Source organism: Plantibacter cousiniae (nom. nud.), assembly GCF_977070315.1.
Genome location: NZ_CDRVEU010000015.1, coordinates 109,929 through 134,135, shown reverse-complemented (window position 1 = coordinate 134,135; position 24,207 = coordinate 109,929). Strand labels below are relative to the sequence as shown.

Genomic DNA, 24,207 nt, shown 5'->3' with positions numbered 1-24,207 from the left:
GGGGGCGCTCCCCGTTTCAGGGAGCGCCCGGTTCTGACTCAACGCAAATGACTTACTTGGCAGCCCAGGCAGTGAAACGCTGCTCGAGGGATTCGCCGTTGTCGGTCCAGAACGCCACGTCCATCTGCACCTGATCCTTGATGTTCTCAGGCGTGGTCGGCATGTTCTGCAGGGTTTCCTTGTCCAGCAGCTTGACCGCCTGGGTGTTGGCCGGGCCGTAGGCAATGTTCTGCGAGTAGGTCTTCTGCTGATCGGGGCTCAGCATGTAGGCGATGAACTTCTTCGCGGCATCGGCGTTTTTCGAACCCTTAGGGATGGCCCAGGCGTCGAAGTCGTACACGCCGCCAGTCCACACGACTTTGAGGTTGCTTTCCTTCTGCACGGCGGCGATCCGGCCGTTGTAGGCCGAGCTCATCACCACATCACCGGAAGCCAGGTACTGCGGCGGCTGTGCGCCAGCTTCCCACCACTGAATGTTTGGCTTGAGCTCATCCAGCTTTTTGAACGCGCGGTCCTGGCCATCTTTGCTGGCCAATACCTTGTAGACGTCTTTCGGCGCAACGCCGTCGGCCATCAGGGCGAATTCCAGGGTGTACTTGGCGCCTTTGCGCAGGCCGCGCTTGCCTGGAAATTTCTTGGTGTCCCAGAAATCGGCCCAGCCGCTGGGTGCAGTGCTGACCTTGTCAGCGTTGTACGCCAGCACGGTGGACCAGACGAAGAAGCCGGCACCACAGGTGGTGATGGCGCCGGGCACGAAGTCAGCGGCATTGCCCAGCTGTTTCGGGTCCAGCTCTTCGAACATGTCTTCGTCGCAACCACGCGCCAGTTCCGGCGATTCGACTTCTACCAGGTCCCAGGAAACGCTCTTGGTGTCGACCATGGTTTTGACCTTGGCCATTTCCCCGTTGTACTCACCGGCGATGATCTTGCCGTTGCCGGCCTTTTCCCAAGGCGCGTAAAACGCTTTTTCCTGAGCGGCCTTGTTGGCACCGCCAAAGGAGATGACGGTCAGGTCGGTGGCAGCCATGGCCTGCGCGGCGCACATCAGGCCCAACGTGATAGCGGTGAACTTCAAAGACTTCAACATAGGTTCTTTTCTCCACGAGCAGTGTTGGTAAGCGATTGGGATGGGCGATCAGGTCGCCTCTGTTATTGCTTTTATTGATAGATCAATGCACTTGCTGCAAGGGGTCGAGCGCGCGGACGTGCTCGACTTGCCAGCCGATCGGCACGACATCGCCCACGCTGAGCGTCGGGTCCAGTTCAGCAATCGGCTGTTTGACGAAGAAATCGTTCTTGCCTGCCACTTCCAGGCGCACGCGAACGTGGTCGCCCAGATAGATGAACTCGGCCACACGACCGGAAAACCGGTTGGCACAGCTCTCGCTGCGACCATTGAGGTTAATGCGCTCGGGACGGATCGACAGGGTCACCGGACCGCCAGGCTGACCGACGTTGATCGCCAGTGCGTGGACTTTCTCGCCACGCTCCAGCTCGACCACACAGCGGTCGCCGTCCTGGCTGACCAGACGTCCATTGAGGCGGTTGTTCTCGCCGATAAAGTTGGCCACGAAGGTGTTCTTCGGCTCTTCGTACAGGCTGCGGGGCGGTGCGATCTGCTGGATCTCGCCTTGGTGGAAGACGGCGACCCGGTCGGACATGGTCAGGGCTTCGCCCTGGTCGTGGGTCACATAGACCACGGTCACGCCCAGGCGCTGGTGCAGGTGCTTGATCTCCATCTGCATGTGTTCGCGCAGCTGCTTGTCGAGAGCACCGAGCGGCTCATCCATCAGCACCAGCTGGGGTTCGAACACCAGCGCGCGTGCCAGCGCCACGCGTTGCTGCTGGCCACCGGACAACTGCGCCGGGTAGCGATGCGCAAACGTGTCCAGCTGGACCATGCCCAGTGCCTTTTTGACCTTCTCGCCGACGTCGGTCTTGCTCATGCCACGCACCGACAACGGGAACGCCAGGTTCTCGGCCACAGTCATGTGCGGAAACAAGGCGTAGTTCTGAAACACCATGCCGATGTCGCGTTTGTGCGGCGGCACGTTGTTGATGGCGCGGCCACCGAGGAGGATTTCACCAGCCGTCGGGGTCTCGAAACCGGCCAGCATCATCAGACTGGTGGTCTTGCCCGAGCCAGACGGACCGAGCAGGGTCAGGAACTCGCCCTTGCGAATGTCCAGGTTGAGGTCTTTGACGATCAGTGCTTCGCCGTCGTAGCTCTTCTGCACACCACGAAAGCTGACCAGAACATCATTTGCTCCAGCGCTTGTATCGACGTCGCTCATTACCCACACCTTTGTTTTGTCTGCGTGGGCTCAAGCCTAGAGCAGCCCGAAGCCCCCGCAAATCGGGGGCCGGGAGAGAATCGCCTAGGCTGGCTGGAAGGCCAGGGGTAGGGATTGCCCTACAGAGATGGCGCGATTGGACATGTCGGTTCCTACCCTTCTCGACGCGCGGCATCGCAAGAGGACGCAGAGCGTCCCGAACGGCATACCCACGCGGAGCATGGGCACGATAGCGTTCTCAAGGACGCCTATCGTTCCGCACGGTATGCCCACGCAGAGCACGAGAACAACAGCGTTCTCAAGGACGCCTATCGTTCCGCAGGCTCCGCGTGGGAATGCAGGTCTCGACGCTCTGCGTCGCAAAGGGGCGCGGAGTGTCAGGTGTCGTTTTCAGACTCAGAGCAGCTTGTGCTCCATTGCGTACTTGACCAGATCGGCCAGCGAGTTGAGTTTCATTTTTTGCATCAGCCGCGCCTTGTGGGTGCTGATGGTCTTGCTGCTCAAGGCCAGTTGCTGAGCGATGTCATTGACGTTGGCGCCCTGGGCGAGGCGCTCGAATACCGAAAACTCGCGCTCCGACAGCAGCGAGTGCAGAGGCCGGCTGTCGGTGAGGCCGACTTCGAAGACCATGCGGTCGGCCAGATCCGGATCAATATAACGCCCGCCGGCTGCCACCCGGCGAATGGCCGTCAGCAGCAGCGCCGGATCGCTGTCCTTGGTGGCATAACCTGCCGCGCCGACCTTCAATGCACGCGCAGCCATCTGCGCCTCATTGTGCATCGACAGCACCAGAATGGCCGGCGGGTTGGTCAATGCGAGAATCCTCGGTATCGCCTCAAGCCCGTTGACGCCGGGCATGGAGATATCCAGCAGCACCACTTCGCAGGCCACATGACGCAGGGTTTCGAGCAACTGTTCGCCATTGCTCGCCTCGCCCACCACTTGCAGATCTCTGGCCAAGCCAATCAATTGCTTGATTCCTTCGCGCACGATGGTGTGGTCTTCGGCTACCAAAACACGAATCACTGTCTTCGCTCCTGTGCGAGGGTGTCCAGCGGGATATAGGCGCGCAAGGTTGTGCCCTCCCCCACCTCGCTGTCCAGCTCCAGTCGGCCACCGAGCATCAGCACCCGCTCGCGCATCCCGACCAGACCGAACGAAACCGCCCTGCCTGACTCGATGGCAAACCCCTGCCCGTCATCGGCGACGCTCATGCACATCATGCCGTCCTGCAGCGTCAGACTGATCTCTACCGTGTGTGCCCGGGCATGGCGCATCACATTGGTCAGGGCCTCCTGAAGGATCCGGAACATGCCTGTAGCCCGGGCATCGCTGAGCGCCGGGAGATTGTCCGGCACCTGCACCAGACAAGGGATCTGCGTGCGCGCCTCGAAACGGCGCGCCTGCCATTCAATGGCTGATGCGATGCCGGCATCGAGAATCGGCGGCCGCAAGGCCGTGGCCACATCGCGCACCAGTTGAAACAACTGAGCGATCAGACGCTTCATGCTGTCCAGTCGCTCGCTCAGGCCAGGGTCGAGGTCGGCATAGGCCAGCTCGCACATCGACGTCTCGAGCTTCAATACCGTCAGCATCTGACCCAGTTCGTCATGAACCTCGCGGGCAATATGCGCCTTCTCCTCTTCACGCACGCTTTCCAGATGCGCCGACAAGTCACGTAACTGGTCATGCGCGCGGCGTCGTTCGCTGACGTCAGTGAGGAATACCACCAAGTATTCGGCGTCACGAAAGCGCAGGAAGCTCAACGAGATATCGGTGGGCAGCAGGCTGCCATCGGCGCGCAGGCAATGGGTCTCGAAGACTTGCGGGCTGTCTTCGCTGGAGCGCGCGTTCTTCCACAGGTTGAGCCAGCGATCCATATGCAGACCGGGCTCGAAATCGATCAGCGGGCGCTCTACCACCTGCCCCGGCGCATAGCCCAGCATGGACTCCGCCGCCCGGTTGGCGTAACGCACACGGCTGTCCCAGTTGACCCACAGGATGCCGACAGTGCTTTGATCAATGGAGAATTGCGCCAGATGCAAGGCTTCCTCGCCCTCGACACGAAGGGCGAGTTCTTCGCGTGCAGCCAGCAGTTCCTGCTCCAGCGCCTGCTGCTGGCGTCGCTGCCAGACCACGATGGCGAAACACGCCAGCAACATCACCAGCAGCAGAATGCACAGGTTCTTCCAGAGCTTGGTCGACTCGATGAAATGTGCGGGGGTCAGCGGCATCCAGCGAGAATGCAGTTGCTCCAGCTCCTTGGCAGGGATCGCCCGCAATGCTGCGCTGACGATGGCCGCCAGTTCCGGCATGTCGCGACGTGAAGCCACACGTAACAATTGGGGCAGCCCGATATCCCCCACCACCGCCAGCCCTGCGAACTCCGGCTCGCGCAGCAAACGGCTGAGTTGCGCCTCGTCCACCACGGCATAACGTGCTTGCTGACTGAGCAACAATTGCAGCGCCTGGCGCTCCAACGGCACTCCTTGCAGATTGAGGTGCGGGAAATTGCTGCGCAGGTAGTCCGCCGTGGTGCCGGGCATGCGCACCGCAACGCGGGAAAGGCTGTCGAGTTTCTCCAGGTCCACGGCAGTGCTGCCATCACGTTCGCCGATCAACAACTGCGAAACACGCAAATACGGGTCGGAAAACAACCACAGACGCAGGCCTGCCGGGGTTTGCATCAAGCCGGGCGCAACGTCGATTTCACCCTTGGCCAGCGCGTTCTCCAGCGCGCTCTGGTCAGGAAAGTTTCGCCACAGCAACTCGACCGGCAGCGTCGCCGCCAGCGCATTCATCAAATCGACATTGGCGCCGGACAACTGCTGCAAACGTTGATCGAACTGCGCGTAAGGCGCCCGCAGTACCAGCCCTACGCGCAACGGACCATGCTGGTCGAGCCAATTACGCTGCGCCGAACTCAACTGCGCAACGGCAGGTGTTTCAGGTTCGTCAGCCTGCGTATCGACCATCTGAGCCATCAAGAGCAAAGCCAGGCAGCCGATAAAACCGGTGCGCAGAAGACGAATCATCAGTATGTCGCTCTCGTGTGTGCGTATCGCGGTCATGTGCCGCGCAGGCTCAGGCCTGACAAAAGCCGATCAACCCATTAGGCTGCCGGGATAGTTTCTGGCTTGGAATATCCGATGTCCTACACCTTTCGCGCAACGTTTCCTGCATTGTTTCTGTCATTGATACTGCCTTGCGCCTTGCCTGCCGTCGCAGCCGACCCGGCCCCTGCCAAAGACGCTGCCGCGGATGCGCCGGTCGAAAGAGCCCCGCTGCTCAGCCGCTCGCAGGAAGACGCAATAGCACTGGAACGCCAATTGCCTCGCGAAGACCAGCAGCAACTTCAGGCCGGAGACGAAAGCTTTCTCGCGCTCTGGAAACCCGCCAACACCGACACCCCTGAAGGCGCGGTCATCATTGTGCCTGGCGACGCTGAATCACCGGACTGGCCCGACGCTGTCGGCCCGCTGCGTCGCAAGTTTCCGGATGTCGGCTGGTCGAGCCTGAGTATCACCATGCCGGATCCGCTCGACAACACGCCGGGGGCACGCGAGCCCGATGCAACTCCGGCAGATGCAAACGCCAGCAAAGCCACTGAAACGCCGAAGGAAACACCCAAGGACGCCAGCGCGACAGCGAAGGACCCGGCGGCAGAAGCCGAGGCTCTGGCGGCTGCTGAAACAGCCAAGGCTGCAGCCGACGAAGAGATTAACAAGGCCCAGGCCGAGCGCATCTTTGCGCGGATCGAAGCCGCGATCAGCTTTGCGCAGCAGAACAAGGCACGCAGTATCGTGTTGATCGGCCACAGCAGCGGCGCGTACTGGGCGGCCAGGTTCCTCAACGAGCGGACATCGCCTGTGGTGCAGAAGCTGGTGATGCTGGCGGCGCGTGAACCCCTGAATGCCAAGCCTTCGCTGCTGGATATGGTGCCTCAGTTGAAAGTAAAAGCCGTCGACTTAATCTACAAAAACTCGCCTGACGAGGCTGCAAAAGCCCGCCTGCAGGCCAGTAAACGCACCAAGGGGCCGGGTTTTACCCAGATTGGTCTGATCAACATCGCCGGCAGCGGAGATACCGAACAAGAACAGCTATTTCGCCGTGTCCGTGGCTGGATAGACGCCAAAGAGGAAAAATAAGCGCAGGTTCAGTTGAACCCGCGTCGGGCTTTCACCACCCGATAGGCATTGTGCAACTCGCTGGTCTTCTCGGTCGCCACCCGCACTTGCTGCGGATTGGCGCCCGAGCCGGCAATCTTGTCAGGGTGATGCCGGCTGAGCAGACGCCGGTAGGCACGCTTGATGCTCAGAGGATCCGTGTCCGACCTTATCCCCAGCAGCGTCATCGCACTTTTGTAGTCGTCGCCGCTGCTGATCGGTGAACGCTTCATAGGGTCGTGGTCAGCCGCCAGCGCCTCGACCTGCGGCCCTGTCCAGCCAAGCCACATGCCCCATACCCCGATCAGCTCGCGCTCGACCCGAGAAGCCTTGCCGTCCGCCCAGGCCATCCGCCAACAGGCGCGCAACATGTCTTCGGCAATGTCCGGCTGCCGTTGCAGACCACGCAGATAACTGCGCAGGCCATCGGAGCCGTCGCGGCCGCGCTTGAAAGCGTTGATGGCGCACAACTGATCCGTCTCGTTCAGATTCAAACGGCGCATCTCGATACGTGCCTGGTGGATATGGCTGGCCAGAACCCTTCCGTCACTTTTGGCCAGACGGCCCAGTAACACGAACAGCAGGTCGTCCTGGGGAATCGTTGCACGCCCCCCCAGACGCTCACGCAGATGCGCCCAGCTTTGCAGCTTCAGGCGCCGGTCCAGCGCCTGCCCCAATAGAGCACCGAGCATTGCGCCTGGAATACTGGCAATTGCGTAACCGACTCCAGCGCCGATCAGTGTGCCGGGCCAAAGCATTCAGCGAGTCTCCGCAAGCATCTGCTCGGCTTCAGCCAGGCGCTCGTGGGTACCGACATCGACCCAGCGCCCTCGGTAGTGCTCGCCCGTGACCAGTCCCTTATGCATCGCCTCGCGCAACAGCGGCGCGAGCTTGAACGCGCCGGGCTCAGAGTTGGCAAACAGCTGTGGATGGAGGATGGCGATGCCGCTGTACGTCAACCGCTGACCTGCCGAATCGTCGTCGCGCACCTGACCGTCAACCAGTGAGAAATCACCCGTCGGATGGTGCGCAGGGTTATCGACCAATACCAGATGCGCAAGGCCCGCAAGCGGCACGCGCAATGCGCCGAAGTCGTAATCGGTCCAGATATCCCCGTTGATCACCACGAACGGCTCAAGGCCAAGCAGCGGCAATGCACGCTGAATGCCACCGCCCGTTTCCAGCGGCATGCCTTCAGGCGAATAACGGATGCTCAGGTCGAAACGCTGACCGTCACCCAGGTAATCCTCGATCTGCTGGCCCAGCCACGCATGGTTGATGACCAGTTGGTGAAACCCTGCATCGCGCAAGGCGCTCAGGTGGTATTCGATCAACGGCACATCACCGACACGTACCAACGGTTTGGGTGTGTGCAGGGTCAACGGGCGCATTCGCTCGCCTTTACCGGCGGCGAGAATCATCGCTTTCATGCAGTCCTCTTCGACACAATCAAGATCTTTTCCAAAATGGCCATCTTTCAAGGCGGCCATGTCTAAACCGGCCCTCTCACGCTGGCCGTCTCTGTCTTTTCAGACAGCCGCGTCTACCGGTTGCAGACTGGTGAGCAACTGCCCGAGTTGCGCCAGCTCTGGGCGACGCGACAAAACCGCTTCTATATAAGCGAAAAAGCGCGGAACGTCTTCCAGGTAGCGCGGTTTCCCATCGCGGTGGCAAATGCGGGCAAAAATGCCGATCACCTTCAAATGTCGCTGTACGCCCATCAGATCACTGGCGCGCTCGAATGCGGCAAAATCTTCCTGTACCGGAATGCCGACGGCTCGCGCCTGATCCCAGTAGGTGCGCAGCCAGTCACTGACACGCTCCTGCGGCCAGCTCAGGAATGCGTCCTTGAACAGGCATGTCACGTCATAGGTGACCGGGCCATAGACCGCATCCTGGAAATCCAGCACGCCCGGGTTGGGCTCGCTGATCATCAGGTTTCGCGGCATATAGTCGCGATGCACCAGTACTTTGGGCTGTGCCAGGGCGCTGTTGATCAACAGCTCGCTGACCTGCTGCCAGTCGCTCAGTTGCGCCTCATCCATCTCGATACCCAGGTGCCGCTTTACGTACCACTCGGGAAACAGCTCCAGCTCACGGCGCAGCAACGCCACGTCATAGCTGGGCAACGGCGCGTCCATAGGCAGTTGCTGGTAGGCCAGCAACGCCTGGATAGCATCAGCGAACAAGGCATCGGCATTATCGGCGTCAATGACATCCAGATAAGTCTGGCGGCCCAGATCGTTGAGCAGCAAAAAGCCTTGTGTCAGGTCTTCGGCATAAATTTTTGGAACATTAATGCCCGACTTTTCCAATAAATGAGCGATATCCACGAACGGTTTGCAGTTTTCCTGCGGTGGAGGGGCGTCCATGACAATAAAAGTTCGGCCCGCACCCTCCCAGCGAAAATAACGGCGAAAACTTGCGTCACTACTGGCCGCAGTCAATGTAGCCGGGGGCACAGCGCCCCAACCGTGCGCCGAAAACAGCGCTGGCAACTGCTCATCGAGCCAAACTTTCAGGGATTGCAGGCGTATATCTTGATCTGACATTACAAGGGTCTCCGACGGCGCTAGCCGTCAAGCGGGTCATGCTTTATTATCCGGAATCTTTTTCAGCCCATCGAGAGGCGTGCGGCCCCCCCGCGGGCAGATGGCGCGCAGGAAGCCCGGACTAATAAGATGGCATTGAAATCCCCCGCGTTTCGTAAAAAATTTCCGTTGCTCGTAACCGGCAGTCTGCTGGCGATGCAACCTCTGGCCACTCAGTTCGTGGTCGCCGCGGAACAGTATGACTGCTCAGTCTCTGCTTCGGGTGCCTGGAACTGTGCGCCGAAATCCAATGCTGCTGCAGTGGATCTGCCTCCGCGCCCCGTGCATGACACGACGTCGGTCAGTTCCAACGGCACGGTCACCTCACAAGGCACCTCTTCGGGTGAACAGTCTGCGGGTACGCAACTGGTCACTGAAGCCAAGGGCAAAGGTCTGAAGTCGCGTAGTGCTGACTACAGCCACCTCGATTGGGTTCCTCGCGAAAAGCTTACCGCAGCGCAACTGGCCGAGACCGGCCCGTATTGCTCGGGTGCCTACGTCGAGCCGATCCGTCCTGGCATGGACGACAAGACGCCGATGAAAGACGCGCCGATGTTCGTCGGAGCCAAGGCTTCGCGTTACGAACAGGAAGCGCAGGTCGCCACGCTGGCGGGTGATGTCGTGATGCGCCAGGGCAGCATGCAGGTGCAGGCCCAGGAGGCTGCACTGCATCAGGCCGAGAACCGTGGCGAGCTGAACGGCGATGTCCGTCTGCGCGACAATGGTGCACTGATCGTCGGTGACAAGGCCGAACTGCAACTCGATACCGGCGAAGCCCGTGTCGACAACGCCGAGTACGTCCTGCACAAGTCGAATATTCGCGGTAACGCCCTGTACGCCAAGCGTGCAGAGAACGCGATCATCCGGCTCAAGGACGGTACCTACACGACGTGCGAGCCGAACAGCAACGCCTGGACGCTCAAGGGCAACAACATCACGCTGAACCCGGCCACCGGCTTCGGTACAGCGACCAACGTTACCCTGCGGGTCAAGGACATACCGGTTCTGTACACGCCGTATATCTACTTCCCGATCGACGACCGTCGTCAGTCCGGTTTCCTGCCGCCGTCCATTGCAGCAGGCGGCGACAACGGCTTCACGCTGGTCACCCCGTACTACTTCAACCTGGCGCCGAACTACGACGCCACGTTGTACCCGCGTTACATGGCTGATCGTGGCTTGCTGATGGAAGGCGAGTTCCGCTACCTGACCAAAGGCAGCGAAGGTCAGTTTGGCGGCGCGTACCTGAACGACGAAAACGACGACCGCAAACTGCAGTCGGACTACGACAAGACCCGCTGGATGATCAACTGGCAGCACAAGGGCGGGCTTGATACGCGCTGGCTGACCCAGGTCGATTACACCGACATCAGCGATCCGTACTACTTCCAGGATCTGGAAACCGATCAGATCGGCGTTAAAAGGACTGACTTCCTCAACCAGCAAGGCTCCCTGACCTACCGTGGCGACAGCTTCTCGGCAGTGCTCAATGCTCAGGCCTACAAGCTGGCGACGGTTGCCAACGTTACGCCGTACAACCGCCTGCCTCAGCTGACACTGAACGGTACGTTGCCCTACAACCCCGGCGGCCTGAAGTTCGATTATCAGACTGAAGCGGTGCGCTTCGAACGTGACCTGCGCAGCGGCGCGTTCATCGATGAAGACGGCAACTCCGAGACACGCCTGGACAACAACATCTCCGGCCTGGCTCGCGCCAACGGCGATCGTCTGAACCTGGCACCGTCGGTCAGCCTGCCGATGAACTGGACCTATGGCTTCCTGACGCCGAAGCTGAAGTATGTCTACACGCAATACGATCTGGATCTCGACAGCCAGGGCAAAAACACGCTCTTGGCCGGCGAAGAGTACAGCAGCAGCCAAAGCCGCAGCGTGCCGATCTTCAGCGTCGACAGCGGTCTGTACTTCGACCGCAATACCAACTGGTTCGGCAAGGATTATCGCCAGACCCTGGAGCCGCGCCTGTTCTATCTCTATGTTCCAGAGAAAGACCAGACCGACATCCCGGTATTCGACACCAGCGAAAGCACCTTCAACTTCGCTTCGCTGTTCCGTGACAACCGCTTCACCGGTTCCGACCGCATCGGCGACGAGAACAAACTGTCGCTGGGCGTCACCAACCGCTGGATCGAGGAAAACGGCTTCGAACGTCAACGCTTCAGCATCGGTCAGGCGCTGTATTTCGAAGACCGCAAGGTGCAGTTGCCAGGCGTGGTGTTCGCGGATCGTGATGATGCGCGCTCCAACGTTTCGCCTTATGCACTGGAATACGAATACCGCTTCAACCGCGACTGGCGCTTCAACTCCGATTTCAACTGGGATCCGGACAGCCGAAGCACCCGTTCGGGCAGCGCAATGTTCCACTACCAGCCTGAAGACAACCCGAACAAGGTCGTCAACCTTGGCTACCGCTATCGCAACGACCAGATTCGTTACGACGAAAGCACCGGCCGTTGGGTCGTGGGTGGTGGCGACTACGGCACCCCGGGTTCGCCAAACTATGTGAAGGACTACTACAAGATTCAGCAGCACGATTTCTCGGTCATCTGGCCGATCGTGCCGCAGTGGAGCCTGATCAGCCGCTGGCAGTATGACTACAACCGTGAACGCACCATCGAAGCTTTCGGCGGGTTCGAGTACGACAACTGCTGCTGGAAAATGCGTTTGGTCAATCGCTACTGGATCGACTACGACGAGTTCAGCCAGGCAGCACCTCAGAACGAGAAAGGCGACCGCGGCATATTCCTACAAATCGTGTTGAAGGGGCTCGGCGGTGTCACTGGCGCCAAGGTAGACAGCTTCCTCGACAAAGGCATTCAAGGTTATCGTGAACGTGAAGACCAAGCTTTCTGATTGTCTGCGCCCGCTGATGCTGGGCGCGTTACTCCTGAGCGGTGCAGTGCATGCTGCGGTTCAACCTCTGGACAGTGTCGTGGCTATCGTCGACAACGACGTGATCATGAAAAGCCAGATGGACCAGCGTGTACGTGAAGTTCAGCAGACCATTGCCAAGCGTGGCTCTGGTGTACCGCCTGCAGAAGCCCTGCAACCACAGGTTCTGGATCGTCTGATCCTGGAAAACCTGCAGTTGCAGATGGGCGAACGCTCTGGCATTCGCGTCTCCGACGACGAGTTGAATCAGGCCATTGGCACTATTGCCCAGCGCAACAACATGAGCGTGGATCAATTCCGCGCCGCGCTGGCGCATGACGGTCTGTCCTATAACGATGCGCGCGAACAGGTGCGCCGGGAAATGATCATCAGCCGCGTGCGTCAGCGCCGGGTGGCCGAACGTATCCAGGTGTCCCAGCAGGAAGTGAAGAACTTCCTCGCCTCCGATCTGGGCAAGGCTCAGTTGTCTGAAGAGTTTCACCTGGCCAACATTCTGATCGCTACGCCTGACAGCGCTTCTTCGGACGCCATCCAGGCTGCAGCGGCCAAGGCCAAGGGTATCTACGACCAGCTGAAGAAAGGTGCTGACTTCACCCGGCTCGCAGCCACCTCCTCGTCCAGCGAAAACGCACTGGAAGGCGGCGACATGGGCTGGCGCAAGGCTGCACAACTGCCACCGCCGTTCGGTGACATGCTCAGCTCGATGCCTGTCGGTGACGTGACACCTCCTGCACGTACGCCGGGCGGTTTCATCATTCTCAAGCTGCTGGAAAAGCGTGGCGGCCAGGGTCAGGCGCAAATGCGTGATGAAGTGCATGTGCGTCATATCCTGATCAAGCCAAGCGAAATTCGTAACGAGGCAGAGACCAAGCGTCTTGCCCAGAAGATCTACGACCGCATCCAGAACGGCGAAGATTTCGCCGAGCTGGCGAAAAGCTTTTCGGAAGATCCGGGTTCTGCGCTCAATGGCGGCGATCTGAACTGGGTTGATCCCAACTCTCTGGTTCCGGAATTCCGTCAGGTCATGAGCGAAACGCCCCAAGGCGAATTGTCCAAACCGTTCCAGACCCAGTATGGCTGGCATGTTCTCGAAGTACTCGGTCGTCGCTCAACGGACGCTACCGATCAGGCTCGTGAACAGCAGGCGCTGAACGTATTGCGTAACCGCAAGTACGACGAAGAGCTGCAAACCTGGCTGCGTCAGATTCGCGACGAAGCCTACGTTGAAATCAAACTCCCTGGCGCGACCCAGGCTGCACAGTGAAACCCAAGCGTTTCGCACTGACACCCGGCGAGCCGGCAGGCATAGGTCCCGACCTTTGCCTGCTGCTCGCCACGCAGCCCCAGCCATACCCCCTGATTGCCATCACCAGCCGTGACCTGCTCCTTGAGCGGGCCGCACAGCTGGGTGTGGCGGTCAGTCTGATCTCAGTCACGCCCGACGCGCTTCCCGACCTGCCTGCACCTGCCGGCAGTCTGTATGTCTGGGATACGCCACTGGCCGCTCCGGTGGAAACCGGCGTGCTGAACAAGGCCAATGCTGCATTCGTCCTGGAAACCCTGACTCGCGCGGGCCAGGGCTGCCTGGATGGGCTGTTCAGCGGCATGATCACCGCCCCGGTGCACAAAGGCGTGATCAACGACGGCGGTATCGCGTTTTCCGGACACACCGAATTTCTCGCTGAACTGACTCACACCGAACAGGTGGTGATGATGCTGGCGACCGGCGACCTGCGCGTAGCACTGGTGACCACTCACCTGCCGTTGCGCGATGTGGCCGACGCCATCACAGCGGATCGTCTGGAGCGCGTGACACGCATCCTGCACGCCGATCTGGTCAACAAGTTCGGCATTGCCCACCCACGCATTCTGGTCTGCGGCCTCAATCCTCATGCCGGCGAAAGCGGGCATCTGGGTCGTGAGGAAATCGACATCATCGAACCTGCTCTGGAGCGCCTGCGCAGCGAAGGCCTGGACTTGCGCGGCCCGCTGCCTGCAGACACTCTGTTTACCCCCAAATATCTGGAGCACTGCGACGCAGTGCTGGCGATGTACCACGATCAGGGTCTGCCCGTGCTGAAGTACAAAGGTTTCGGCGCAGCGGTCAATGTGACGCTCGGCCTGCCAATCATCCGCACCTCTGTCGATCATGGCACGGCGCTGGACCTGGCTGGCACCGCAAACATCGACACCGGCAGCCTGCACGTCGCACTGCAAACCGCCTACCAGATGGCCGAGACCCATTCATGACCGAGCAATACCAACACCGGGCGCGCAAGCGCTTCGGGCAGAACTTCCTGCACGATGCAGGCGTTATCGACAAGATCCTGCGCGCCATCCGTGCCAAACCTGAAGACCGGCTGCTGGAAATCGGGCCGGGCCAGGGTGCACTGACCGAGGGCCTGCTCGACAGCGGCGCTCAGCTGGACGTGGTCGAGCTGGACAAGGACCTGATCCCGATCCTGAACGGTCAGTTCGCCAACAAGCCGAACTTCAACCTGCATCAGGGCGACGCGCTGAAGTTCGATTTCAACACCCTCGGCGCCGAACCGCGCAGCCTGCGGGTGGTGGGCAACCTGCCGTACAACATCTCGACACCGCTGATTTTTCACCTCTTGCAGAACGCCAGCCTGATCCGCGACATGCACTTCATGCTGCAAAAGGAAGTGGTCGAGCGCATGGCTGCCGGACCCGGCGGTGGCGACTGGGGCCGCCTGTCGATCATGGTTCAGTACCATTGCCGCGTGGAACACCTGTTCAACGTCGGACCGGGTGCGTTCAACCCGCCGCCGAAAGTGGACTCGGCCATTGTGCGCCTCGTCCCTTATGAAACACTGCCGCACCCTGCCAAGGATCACCGTGTGCTGGAGCGCATCGTGCGTGAAGCGTTCAACCAGCGTCGCAAGACCCTGCGCAACACGCTCAAGCTGCTGTTGACCAGCGACGAGATTACCGCTTCCGGAGTAGACGGCAGCTTGCGTCCCGAGCAGCTCGATCTGGCTGCATTCGTTCGTCTGGCAGACACTCTCAGCGAAAAAGTTGTGACCGAGTGAACCCTGGGGACAAGTAAACGGCAGGCTCGGTCTTCATTTTCCGCTTACTTGTCCTAGACTGATCTACCTGCCGCACACGCCCTTTTTCGCAGCTATGGATTTCAAGGCCTATTGCATGCCCGATTCTCGTTACAAGGTCGACGTCAGCGTCGTCACACGCTTCCTCTCGGAACAGTCACAACCCGAGCAGAACCGCTTCGCTTTCGCCTACACCATCACCGTGCACAACAACGGCGAGTTACCTGCCCGGCTGCTGTCGCGGCACTGGGTCATTACCGACGGTGATGGCAATGTCGAGGAAGTACGGGGCGAAGGCGTGGTTGGCCAGCAGCCACTGATCAAGGTCGGCCAAAGCCATACCTACAGCAGTGGTACGGTCATGACCACCAAAGTCGGCAATATGCAGGGCACCTACCAGATGCTTGCCGAAGACGGCAAACGCTTCGATGCCGTTATCGAGCCTTTCCGTCTGGCCGTTCCGGGCTCGCTGCACTGATGGCAGTGTACGCCGTGGGTGACCTGCAAGGCTGCCTCGAACCTCTGCAATGCCTGCTCGAGCACGTCCACTTCAACCCGGAGCAGGATCGCCTCTGGCTGGTCGGCGACCTCGTCAATCGTGGCCCGCAATCGCTGGAAACGCTTCGCTATCTGTACAGCATCCGCGAATCGCTGGTGTGCGTGCTCGGCAATCATGACCTGCACCTGCTGGCAGTGGCCCGTAAAAAAGAGCTGCTGAAGAAAGGCGACACGCTGCTTGAAATCCTTGAAGCGCCTGACCGCGACGACCTGCTCGGCTGGGTACGCCGGCAAAAGCTCATGCATTACGATGCAGAACGCAATGTCGCTATGGTGCATGCCGGTATCGCGCCGCAGTGGACACTGAAAAAAGCCTTGAAGCACGCCGCCGAAGTCGAGCACGCGCTGCAGGACGATCAGTTGTACGGCGCCTTTCTCGACGGCATGTACGGCAATGAACCAGCCAAGTGGGACAACGACCTGCAAGGCGTGACGCGTCTGCGGGTCATCACCAACTACTTCACCCGCATGCGCTTCTGCACCAGCGACGGCAAGCTCGACCTGAAGAGCAAGGAAGGGGTCGGCACCGCGATACCTGGCTACGCGCCCTGGTTCAGCCATCAGAGCCGCAAGACCCGAGACGTGAAAATCATTTTCGGCCACTGGGCTGCACTGGAAGGTCGCTGCGACGAACCGGACGTCTTTGCCCTCGACAGCGGATGTGTCTGGGGCGGCTCGATGACGCTGCTTAATGTCGATACGCTTGAACGTCATCAGTGCAATTGCGATGCTATCGGCAATGCCGCCGACGGGCTTGTTACCCGCGTGCAACCCGGCGCTACTCCCCTTTCGTAACCTCAGGCTCAGGAGCCCAGGCAATGACTGAATTCAAACGTATCCCACCTGAACAGGCCCAGGCTCTGCGCGAGCAAGGCGCCGTGCTGGTCGATGTTCGGGATCCACAGGCTTTTCAGAGCAATCACATTCCCGATTCCGTGCATCTGGACAACCACTCGATCGCCGACTTCATCCGCGAGGCCGACCTGGACAAGCCGTTGGTGGTCGTCTGTTACCACGGCAACTCCAGCCAGAGCGCTGCAGCTTATCTGGTCGGCCAGGGTTTCTCCGATGTGTACAGCGTTGACGGTGGTTTCGAGCTGTGGCGCGCCACTTACCCGCAAGAAACCGTGCAAGGCTGATAGAAAATATTTTTATGACAGCTGATCCCGCGTTCTACGCGGGCTCGCGAGCCATCTGACGAACGGTCACCCCCTCTTCTCGCGCATCCCTTCTTTATCTTTCCGAATCCGAACTATCCTTAGCCTAGGCCATCCGTATTCAGGGGAGAGCCGGTACACCGGCGCGTGGGTCATCGGTAGTTACTTTTAAGGTGTTCTGGGGGGAAACAGCAGCCGTAGTGCTACGGTTGTTGCCAGCATCGACTGACGATCCGCCGCCGGCTCCACGTATCGAGCGAGGTGACGTCATGAGTATATTCAGCCACTTCCAACAACGCTTCGAAAGCACGAGGCAAGAAGAGCTCTCGCTACAGGAGTATCTGGAGCTCTGCAAACAGGATCGCAGCGCCTATGCCTCTGCCGCAGAACGCCTTCTGCTGGCTATAGGCGAACCTGAACTGGTGGATACCTCCACCAACTCCAGGCTGTCGCGCATTTTCTCCAACAAGGTCATACGCCGCTATCCGGCCTTTGCCGACTTCCACGGAATGGAAGAATGCATCGACCAGATCGTTTCGTATTTCCGCCATGCCGCCCAAGGCCTGGAAGAGAAGAAGCAAATCCTGTATCTGCTCGGCCCGGTGGGCGGCGGTAAATCGTCCCTGGCGGAAAAACTCAAGCAACTGATCGAAAAAGTACCGTTCTACGCCATCAAGGGCTCGCCCGTCTTCGAATCGCCCTTGGGCTTGTTCAACGCCACCGAGGACGGCGCGATTCTCGAAGAAGACTTCGGGATTCCACGACGCTACCTGAGCACCATCATGTCGCCCTGGGCAACCAAACGCCTGGCCGAATTCGGCGGTGATATCAGCCAGTTCAAGGTCGTGAAGCTCTACCCTTCTATTCTCAACCAGATTGCCGTGGCGAAAACCGAACCCGGCGATGAAAACAACCAGGACATCTCTGCGCTGGTCGGCAAGGTGGATATCCGCAAGCTGGAAGAATTCCCGCAGAACGACGCCGATGCCTATAGCTACTCGGGCGCGCTGTGCCGGGCCAACCAGGGCCTGATGGAATTCGTCGAGATGTTCAAGGCGCCGATCAAGGTCCTTCACCCGCTGCTCACCGCAACCCAGGAAGGCAACTACAACAGTACTGAAGGGCTGGGCGCGATCCCGTTCAACGGTATCCTGCTGGCGCACTCCAACGAATCGGAATGGCACAGCTTCCGCAACAACAAGAACAACGAAGCCTTCATCGACCGTATCTACATCGTGAAGGTGCCGTACTGCCTGCGTGTCAGCGACGAGATCAAGATTTACGACAAGCTGCTGTTCAACAGTTCGCTGTCCAAGGCGCATTGCGCGCCGGACACTCTGAAAATGCTCGCGCAGTTCACCACACTGTCGCGCCTCAAGGAGCCGGACAACTCCAACATCTACTCCAAGATGCGCGTGTATGACGGCGAGAACCTGAAAGACACCGACCCGAAAGCCAAGTCGATTCAGGAATACCGCGACAGCGCGGGCGTCGACGAAGGCATGAATGGCCTGTCGACCCGCTTCGCGTTCAAGATTCTGTCCAAGGTCTTCAACTTCGATCCGCACGAAATCGCGGCCAACCCGGTGCATCTGCTTTACGTACTGGAACAGCAGATCGAACAGGAGCAATTCCCTGCCGAAACGCGCGAACGCTATCTGCGCTTTATCAAGGAATACCTGGCACCGCGCTATATCGAGTTCATCGGCAAGGAAATCCAGACGGCGTATCTGGAATCCTACAGCGAGTACGGTCAGAACATTTTCGACCGCTACGTGTTGTATGCGGACTTCTGGATTCAGGATCAGGAATACCGCGATCCGGAAACCGGCGAGATCCTCAACCGCGTGGCCTTGAACGAGGAGCTGGAAAAGATCGAGAAACCGGCTGGTATCAGCAACCCGAAAGATTTCCGCAACGAAATCGTCAACTTCGTGCTGCGTGCCCGCGCCAACAACAATGGCAAGAATCCGACCTGGCTCAGCTACGAGAAGCTGCGGGTGGTGATCGAGAAGAAAATGTTCTCCAACACCGAGGATCTCCTGCCCGTCATCAGCTTCAATGCCAAGGCCAGCAAAGAGGATCAGCAGAAGCACAACGACTTCGTGACACGAATGGTCGAGAGGGGCTACACGGACAAGCAGGTACGTCTGCTTTCCGAATGGTATCTGCGCGTGCGGAAATCGCAGTAAAGCAGCTGCAAGCTTCAAGCTATCAGCTGCAGGCGAAAAGCGATCGAGACCCGGGCTCGGGATCGATCGCATGCTCGCCTGCAGCTTGATGCTTACAACTTGAAGCTCCCCGGAGGAGCCTATGAGCTATGTGATCGACCGACGTCTCAACGGCAAGAACAAGAGTACGGTAAACCGGCAGCGGTTTCTGCGGCGTTACCGTGACCACATCAAGAAAGCAGTGGAGGAAGCAGTCAGCCGTCGCTCCATCACTGATATGGAACACGGCGAGCAGATCAGCATTCCCGGGCGTGACATCGACGAACCGGTCCTGCACCACGGTCGCGGCGGCAAACAGACCGTTGTTCATCCTGGCAACAAGGAGTTCACCACAGGTGAGCACATCGCCCGCCCTCAAGGCGGCGGTGGCGGCAAGGGCCCCGGCAAGGCGGGCAATTCCGGCGAAGGGATGGATGAGTTTTCGTTTCAGATCACTCAGGAAGAGTTTCTCGAGTTCATGTTCGAAGACCTTGAGCTGCCGAACCTGGTCAAGCGCAACCTGACCGGCACCGACACCTTCAAGACCGTGCGTGCCGGGATCAGTAACGAAGGCAATCCGTCGCGGATCAACATCATCCGTACCCTGCGCTCGGCGCATGCACGGCGCATCGCGCTGTGCGGCAGCAGTCGCGCGAAACTCAGGGAGGCCACTACCGAGCTTGAGCGCATGAAGCGTGAAGAGCCGGATAACTTCGGTGATATTCAGGAACTGGAAGTAGAGATCGACCGACTGAAAGCACGCATTCGTCGTGTGCCCTACCTCGACACCTTCGACCTCAAGTACAACCTGCTGGTCAAGCAACCCAACCCCAGCTCCAAAGCGGTCATGTTTTGCCTGATGGACGTCTCCGGCTCCATGACCCAAGCGACCAAGGACATCGCCAAGCGCTTTTTCATTCTGCTGTACCTGTTCCTCAAACGTAACTACGACAAGATCGACGTGGTCTTCATTCGTCACCACACCAGCGCACGCGAAGTGGACGAGGAAGAATTTTTCTATTCCCGGGAAACCGGCGGCACCATCGTTTCCAGCGCCTTGAAACTGATGCAGGAAATCATGGCCGCACGCTACCCGAGCAGTGACTGGAATATCTACGCGGCACAGGCGTCGGATGGCGACAACTGGAACGACGATTCGCCCATCTGCCGGGAAATTCTCACCAAACAGATCATGCCTTTCGTGCAGTACTACACGTACGTGGAAATCACGCCGCGCGAGCACCAGGCCTTGTGGTATGAATACGAACGCATCGGTGAAGATTTTGCCGACACGTTTGCCCAGCAACAGCTGGTCTCTGCCGGTGATATCTATCCGGTATTCCGCGAACTCTTTCAGCGAAGGTTAGTGTCATGACCGCCAGAGAGCAGAAGCGCCAACCCCTTTCCACGGGGTCAGAGTGGACATTCGAACTGATCCGCGCCTACGACCGCGAAATCGGCAGGATTGCCGAGCGGTATGCGCTGGATACCTACCCCAACCAGATCGAAGTGATCACGGCCGAGCAGATGATGGACGCCTATGCTTCGGTGGGCATGCCGCTGGGCTATCACCATTGGTCCTACGGCAAACACTTCCTCAGCACGGAAAAGTCCTATTCTCGCGGCCAGATGGGTCTGGCTTACGAGATCGTCATCAACTCGGACCCATGTATTGCCTACCTGATGGAAGAAAACACCATCTGCATGCAGGCGCTGGTCGTGGCCCATGCGTGCTATGGCCACAACAGTTTCTTCAAGGGCAACTACCTGTTTCGGACCTGGACCGACGCCAGCTCGATCATCGACTACCTGGTGTTCGCCAAGCAGTACATCATGCAGTGCGAGGAACGCCATGGCATCGATGCCGTGGAGGACTTGCTCGACTCCTGCCATGCGCTGATGAACTACGGTGTGGACCGCTACAAGCGCCCGTACCCGATTTCCGCCGAAGAAGAGCGCCGTCGGCAGAAGGACCGTGAGGAGCACCTTCAGCGGCAGATCAATGATCTTTGGCGCACGATCCCGAAAAATGCCGACAAAAGTAGCAAGGAAGACAATGCACGCTTCCCGGCCGAGCCGCAGGAAAACATTCTCTATTTCATCGAGAAACACGCCCCGCTGCTGGAGCCCTGGCAGCGTGAAGTGGTGCGCATCGTGCGCAAGATCGCGCAGTACTTTTATCCACAGCGCCAGACCCAGGTGATGAACGAAGGCTGGGCGACGTTCTGGCATTACACGCTGATGAATGACCTGTACGACGAAGGGCTGGTCACTGACGGCTTCATGATGGAGTTCCTGCAGTCGCACACCAGCGTGATTTTTCAGCCCGGTTTTGACAGCCCCTACTACAGCGGCATCAATCCCTACGCGCTGGGCTTTGCCATGTATCAGGACATCCGCCGGATGTGCGAAAACCCTACCGATGAAGACCGGCAGTGGTTTCCGGAAATCGCCGGCACCGACTGGCTGACGGCGATCAAGTTTGCGATGACCAGCTTCAAGGACGAGAGCTTCATTCTCCAGTACCTGTCGCCCAAGGTGATTCGCGACCTGAAACTGTTCAGCATCATGGACGACGACCAGCAGGATGACTTGCTGGTGCCCGCCATTCATGATGAAAACGGCTATCGGACCATCCGCGAAATACTTGCTGCGCAGTACAACCTGGGCAATCGGGAGCCCAATGTGCAGATCTACAGCATCGACCGCCGAGGCGACCGTTCGCTGACCCTGCGCCACCAGCAGCACAATCGCAAACCGCTCGGTGAATCGACAGACGAGGTGCTCAAACACCTGCACCGGCTGTGGGGCTTTGACATCCACCTGGAAACCTTGCAGGGCGATCAAGTGGTCAAGACCCATCACGTCCCCCCAAAAGGCGAGCATGCCGACAGTGAATATCCCCGGCTTGATATGGCGGTCGTCCACCTTTAAGCGCCAGGGCAATAGCGCTTAAAACGCCTATTCATTCAGCTTTAGCCTCCGCAAGCACGGCACAAGGTTTATCCTGTCGCGCTTACGGAGGTTTTTTATGCAGATTTATAAAGTGGGCGGTGCTGTACGCGACCGTCTTCTGGGTCAACCTGTCACGGACATCGACTGGGTCGTGGTCGGCGCAAGCACCGAGGACATGCTGATCAAGGGCTATCGTCCGGTCGGTACAGATTTCCCGGTGTTTCTGCATCCGCTGACCAATGAGGAATACGCGCTGGCGCGCACCGAGCGCAAGAGCGGCGTGGGCTACGGAGGCTTTGTTTTCCACGCCAGCCCCGAGGTGACGCTTGAGCAGGATTTGATTCGGCGTGACCTGACGATCAACGCCATGGCGGAAGACAAGGACGGTAATTTAACCGATCCCTACAACGGTCAGAAGGACCTGGAAGCGCGGATATTGCGTCACGTTTCCCCCGCATTCGCTGAAGATCCGCTCAGGGTCTTGCGCGTGGCAAGATTCGCCGCACGTTACGCCGGTTACGGTTTTACCATTGCCCCCGAGACCCTTGGGCTGATGCGACAGCTCAGTGAATCGGGCGAACTCAAGGCGCTGACTGCCGAGCGAAGCTGGAAAGAGATCTCTCGCGCACTCATGGAGGAACAGCCTCAGGTGTTCATTCAGGTGCTGCACGATTGCGGCGCGCTCAAGGAGCTGATGCCGGAGGTCGAAGCGTTGTTTGGCGTACCGCAGCCGGCGGCGCATCACCCGGAAATAGACACCGGTGTACACGTGCTCAGCGTCCTCGAACAGTCCGCACGCCACAAACACCCGCTAACGGTGCGCTGGGCCTGCCTGCTGCACGACCTCGGCAAAGGGCTGACGCCGGAAGCCGAATGGCCAAGGCACATCGCCCATGAGCACACCGGCCTGCGCCTGATAAAAGTGGTGAACGAGCGTTTTCGTGTACCCAGGGACTGCCAGGAACTGGCGCTGCTGGTCGGCCAGTACCACACGCACGGCCACCGAGCGCTGGAGCTGAAACCCTCGACCCTGCTGGAGCTGCTGCAAAGCTTCGACGTCTACCGCCGCCCGCAGCGTTTTGAAGAGTTCATTGCGGCGTGCGAGATGGACGCGCGAGGACGTCACGGCTTTGAACAACGCAGTTATCCACAGGCCGGTTACCTGCGCGGCGCAGCCGAGGCCGCACGCGCGGTATCAGTACAGCCGTTGCTGGAACAGGGTCTGAAGGGCAAGGAACTGGGTGATGCGCTGAAAAACGAGCGTTTGAAGGCGCTGAAAACCTACAAGGCTGAGCACATCGCCTGACAGGCTCTTGTGCACGGTTATCGCCCCCACGCTCCGCGTGGTAGCGCAGCCCTGGACGCTCTGCGTCCGATCTTCAGCCTTGGCACGAGAAGCGTTAGAGCGGGAAGGCGCGGACACGCTCAGCTACGCAGCAAATCCTCAGGCGTCAGTGCCAGCCCGCGCCACTCGAACGCCACCGGCCAAAGCTGCTGATCAATCTGCGCATCAGCCCAAAGTTTGCTGAACGCAATCCCTACACCAGGATGCAGACGTTCAGGGGCGATCAACGCCAATGGGCGCAGCACGAAGGCATTCTTTAAGATTTCCGCCCTCGGCAGAATCAACCCGTCGAAATTACCGACCTGCTCGCCGTACAGCAGCACATCGATATCCAGCGGCAACCCTTTGCGATCCGGGGCATAGCGGCCATTGTCCGCCTCGATGAATTTCAGGCGCCGATCCAGCTCCATCAAGGGCAGATCGGTCAGCGCCGACACCACGAGGTTGAAGAACGGCCCGCTCTTGATACCCACGGCATGGCTTTCAAAAACCGGCGAACAGCTCAGGTCGGTCAGGAAGCCATCCAGCGCATCAAGTCCCGCTACCAAGTGGCGCTCGCGCTCGATGTTGCTCCCCAGGCCGAGGAAAATCCGCGTCAGCGACATCCGCGCTCGATCTCCACGCCCACACCGGCAGCGGCCGCTACAGCACCGGGCTTGGTCAGTTTCAGGCGCAGCCAGGGAATATTGAATTCACCCATCAGCACTTCAGCCAGTCGCTCGGCGAAGGTCTCCACCAGCTGGAACTGTGCCTGCTCGGCGAACGCCTGAATACGGGTCGAGACACTGGCGTAGTCGAGAGCCTTGCTCAGATCATCCCCAGCGGCTGCGGGGCGATTGTCCCAAGCGAAGCTGAGGTCAAGACGCAGGCACTGACGAATGCCGCGCTCCCAGTCATAGGCGCCAATGACCGTATCGACCTCAAGGCCCTCGATGAAAACTCTGTCCAAG

At 59.3% G+C, this 24,207-nt stretch carries 21 protein-coding genes; 12 read left to right on the top strand and 9 right to left on the bottom strand.

Features of this window, described 5'->3' with window-relative positions; all coding sequences use genetic code 11:
• Positions 1–52: 52 nt before the first annotated feature.
• The 4 genes from ACW55A_RS24755 to ACW55A_RS24740 all read right to left on the bottom strand — a co-directional run bounded on the left by ACW55A_RS24755 (position 53) and on the right by ACW55A_RS24740 (position 5,329).
• Positions 53–1,087 (bottom strand): polyamine ABC transporter substrate-binding protein, encoded by a 1,035-nt coding sequence (locus ACW55A_RS24755; protein WP_003372761.1) that lies wholly within the window; start codon positions 1,085–1,087, stop codon positions 53–55.
• A gap of 82 nt (positions 1,088–1,169) precedes the next feature.
• On the bottom strand, positions 1,170–2,294 hold the full coding sequence (locus ACW55A_RS24750) for an ABC transporter ATP-binding protein (protein WP_003372763.1): 1,125 nt from the start codon (positions 2,292–2,294) through the stop codon (positions 1,170–1,172).
• 396 nt (positions 2,295–2,690) lie between these two features.
• Positions 2,691–3,320 carry a response regulator gene (locus ACW55A_RS24745; protein WP_003341145.1) on the bottom strand — a complete coding sequence of 210 codons (630 nt, stop codon included), beginning with the start codon at positions 3,318–3,320 and terminating at the stop codon, positions 2,691–2,693.
• On the bottom strand, positions 3,317–5,329 hold the full coding sequence (locus ACW55A_RS24740; protein WP_498811719.1) for a sensor histidine kinase: 2,013 nt from the start codon (positions 5,327–5,329) through the stop codon (positions 3,317–3,319). The genes ACW55A_RS24745 and ACW55A_RS24740 overlap by 4 nt, the downstream gene beginning before the upstream one ends.
• Positions 5,330–5,443: 114 nt before the next feature.
• On the opposite strand from ACW55A_RS24740, the gene ACW55A_RS24735 reads away from it, so the two are divergent.
• Positions 5,444–6,442 carry an alpha/beta hydrolase family protein gene (locus ACW55A_RS24735; protein WP_054081688.1) on the top strand — a complete coding sequence of 333 codons (999 nt, stop codon included), beginning with the start codon at positions 5,444–5,446 and terminating at the stop codon, positions 6,440–6,442.
• A gap of 8 nt (positions 6,443–6,450) precedes the next feature.
• On the opposite strand, the gene ACW55A_RS24730 is transcribed toward ACW55A_RS24735, so the two are convergent.
• The 3 genes from ACW55A_RS24730 to ACW55A_RS24720 all read right to left on the bottom strand — a co-directional run bounded on the left by ACW55A_RS24730 (position 6,451) and on the right by ACW55A_RS24720 (position 9,012).
• Positions 6,451–7,218, bottom strand: coding sequence for a TerB family tellurite resistance protein (locus tag ACW55A_RS24730; RefSeq protein ID WP_455808907.1), 768 nt, complete (start codon positions 7,216–7,218; stop codon positions 6,451–6,453).
• Positions 7,219–7,890 (bottom strand): N-acetylmuramate alpha-1-phosphate uridylyltransferase MurU, encoded by a 672-nt coding sequence (gene murU / locus ACW55A_RS24725; protein WP_003433236.1) that lies wholly within the window; start codon positions 7,888–7,890, stop codon positions 7,219–7,221.
• Between the two features lie 99 nt (positions 7,891–7,989).
• Positions 7,990–9,012, bottom strand: coding sequence for an aminoglycoside phosphotransferase family protein (locus ACW55A_RS24720; RefSeq protein WP_044309473.1), 1,023 nt, complete (start codon positions 9,010–9,012; stop codon positions 7,990–7,992).
• Between the two features lie 129 nt (positions 9,013–9,141).
• Between ACW55A_RS24720 and ACW55A_RS24715 the strand changes: the two genes are divergently transcribed.
• The 11 genes from ACW55A_RS24715 (at position 9,142) to ACW55A_RS24665 (ending at position 23,218) form a co-directional block, all read left to right on the top strand.
• The gene (locus tag ACW55A_RS24715) at positions 9,142–11,922 is read left to right on the top strand and encodes an LPS-assembly protein LptD (protein ID WP_060708352.1); all 2,781 of its coding nucleotides are present in this window, start codon (positions 9,142–9,144) and stop codon (positions 11,920–11,922) included.
• Complete coding sequence (locus ACW55A_RS24710) at positions 11,903–13,225, top strand: peptidylprolyl isomerase (protein WP_003433245.1); 1,323 nt, start codon at positions 11,903–11,905, stop codon at positions 13,223–13,225. The genes ACW55A_RS24715 and ACW55A_RS24710 overlap by 20 nt, the downstream gene beginning before the upstream one ends.
• Positions 13,222–14,211, top strand: a complete 990-nt coding sequence (gene pdxA / locus ACW55A_RS24705; RefSeq protein ID WP_003433247.1) for a 4-hydroxythreonine-4-phosphate dehydrogenase PdxA — start codon at positions 13,222–13,224, stop codon at positions 14,209–14,211. The genes ACW55A_RS24710 and pdxA overlap by 4 nt, the downstream gene beginning before the upstream one ends.
• On the top strand, positions 14,208–15,014 hold the full coding sequence (gene rsmA, locus ACW55A_RS24700; protein WP_003433248.1) for a 16S rRNA (adenine(1518)-N(6)/adenine(1519)-N(6))-dimethyltransferase RsmA: 807 nt from the start codon (positions 14,208–14,210) through the stop codon (positions 15,012–15,014). The genes pdxA and rsmA overlap by 4 nt, the downstream gene beginning before the upstream one ends.
• Positions 15,015–15,129: 115 nt before the next feature.
• Positions 15,130–15,510: a Co2+/Mg2+ efflux facilitator ApaG/CorD gene (apaG, locus tag ACW55A_RS24695; RefSeq protein ID WP_003316251.1), complete on the top strand. Its 381-nt coding sequence runs from the start codon at positions 15,130–15,132 to the stop codon at positions 15,508–15,510.
• Entirely contained in the window at positions 15,510–16,385 is an 876-nt protein-coding gene (locus ACW55A_RS24690) for a symmetrical bis(5'-nucleosyl)-tetraphosphatase (RefSeq protein ID WP_096105317.1), read from the top strand. The genes apaG and ACW55A_RS24690 overlap by 1 nt, the downstream gene beginning before the upstream one ends.
• Before the next feature lie 23 nt (positions 16,386–16,408).
• Complete coding sequence (glpE, locus tag ACW55A_RS24685) at positions 16,409–16,729, top strand: thiosulfate sulfurtransferase GlpE (RefSeq protein WP_003372784.1); 321 nt, start codon at positions 16,409–16,411, stop codon at positions 16,727–16,729.
• Positions 16,730–17,016: 287 nt separating this feature from the next.
• Positions 17,017–18,939, top strand: a complete 1,923-nt coding sequence (locus ACW55A_RS24680; RefSeq protein ID WP_003372786.1) for a PrkA family serine protein kinase — start codon at positions 17,017–17,019, stop codon at positions 18,937–18,939.
• Between the two features lie 121 nt (positions 18,940–19,060).
• Positions 19,061–20,332: a YeaH/YhbH family protein gene (locus ACW55A_RS24675; protein ID WP_498811718.1), complete on the top strand. Its 1,272-nt coding sequence runs from the start codon at positions 19,061–19,063 to the stop codon at positions 20,330–20,332.
• Positions 20,329–21,891, top strand: a complete 1,563-nt coding sequence (locus ACW55A_RS24670; RefSeq protein WP_003433256.1) for a SpoVR family protein — start codon at positions 20,329–20,331, stop codon at positions 21,889–21,891. Before ACW55A_RS24675 ends, ACW55A_RS24670 begins: the two co-directional genes overlap by 4 nt.
• A gap of 97 nt (positions 21,892–21,988) precedes the next feature.
• Positions 21,989–23,218 carry a multifunctional CCA addition/repair protein gene (locus tag ACW55A_RS24665; protein ID WP_003433258.1) on the top strand — a complete coding sequence of 410 codons (1,230 nt, stop codon included), beginning with the start codon at positions 21,989–21,991 and terminating at the stop codon, positions 23,216–23,218.
• A 119-nt stretch (positions 23,219–23,337) separates the two neighbouring features.
• On the opposite strand, the gene folK is transcribed toward ACW55A_RS24665, so the two are convergent.
• Together folK and folB are read right to left on the bottom strand one after the other, a co-directional pair.
• Positions 23,338–23,862 carry a 2-amino-4-hydroxy-6-hydroxymethyldihydropteridine diphosphokinase gene (gene folK / locus ACW55A_RS24660; RefSeq protein ID WP_003351503.1) on the bottom strand — a complete coding sequence of 175 codons (525 nt, stop codon included), beginning with the start codon at positions 23,860–23,862 and terminating at the stop codon, positions 23,338–23,340.
• Entirely contained in the window at positions 23,853–24,206 is a 354-nt protein-coding gene (gene folB / locus ACW55A_RS24655; protein WP_003316242.1) for a dihydroneopterin aldolase, read from the bottom strand. Before folB ends, folK begins: the two co-directional genes overlap by 10 nt.
• Between the last annotated feature and the right edge of the window lies 1 nt (position 24,207).

Coding starts and splice junctions, on each gene's coding strand:
- ACW55A_RS24755 (WP_003372761.1), bottom strand. CDS start 1,087: ATGTTGAAGTCTTTGAAGTTCACCGCTATCACGTTGGGCCTGATGTGC.
- ACW55A_RS24750 (WP_003372763.1), bottom strand. CDS start 2,294: ATGAGCGACGTCGATACAAGCGCTGGAGCAAATGATGTTCTGGTCAGC.
- ACW55A_RS24740 (WP_498811719.1), bottom strand. CDS start 5,329: ATGATTCGTCTTCTGCGCACCGGTTTTATCGGCTGCCTGGCTTTGCTC.
- ACW55A_RS24735 (WP_054081688.1), top strand. CDS start 5,444: ATGTCCTACACCTTTCGCGCAACGTTTCCTGCATTGTTTCTGTCATTG.
- ACW55A_RS24730 (WP_455808907.1), bottom strand. CDS start 7,218: ATGCTTTGGCCCGGCACACTGATCGGCGCTGGAGTCGGTTACGCAATT.
- murU (WP_003433236.1), bottom strand. CDS start 7,890: ATGAAAGCGATGATTCTCGCCGCCGGTAAAGGCGAGCGAATGCGCCCG.
- ACW55A_RS24720 (WP_044309473.1), bottom strand. CDS start 9,012: ATGTCAGATCAAGATATACGCCTGCAATCCCTGAAAGTTTGGCTCGAT.
- ACW55A_RS24715 (WP_060708352.1), top strand. CDS start 9,142: ATGGCATTGAAATCCCCCGCGTTTCGTAAAAAATTTCCGTTGCTCGTA.
- rsmA (WP_003433248.1), top strand. CDS start 14,208: ATGACCGAGCAATACCAACACCGGGCGCGCAAGCGCTTCGGGCAGAAC.
- apaG (WP_003316251.1), top strand. CDS start 15,130: ATGCCCGATTCTCGTTACAAGGTCGACGTCAGCGTCGTCACACGCTTC.
- ACW55A_RS24690 (WP_096105317.1), top strand. CDS start 15,510: ATGGCAGTGTACGCCGTGGGTGACCTGCAAGGCTGCCTCGAACCTCTG.
- glpE (WP_003372784.1), top strand. CDS start 16,409: ATGACTGAATTCAAACGTATCCCACCTGAACAGGCCCAGGCTCTGCGC.
- ACW55A_RS24680 (WP_003372786.1), top strand. CDS start 17,017: ATGAGTATATTCAGCCACTTCCAACAACGCTTCGAAAGCACGAGGCAA.
- ACW55A_RS24675 (WP_498811718.1), top strand. CDS start 19,061: ATGAGCTATGTGATCGACCGACGTCTCAACGGCAAGAACAAGAGTACG.
- ACW55A_RS24670 (WP_003433256.1), top strand. CDS start 20,329: ATGACCGCCAGAGAGCAGAAGCGCCAACCCCTTTCCACGGGGTCAGAG.
- ACW55A_RS24665 (WP_003433258.1), top strand. CDS start 21,989: ATGCAGATTTATAAAGTGGGCGGTGCTGTACGCGACCGTCTTCTGGGT.
- folK (WP_003351503.1), bottom strand. CDS start 23,862: ATGTCGCTGACGCGGATTTTCCTCGGCCTGGGGAGCAACATCGAGCGC.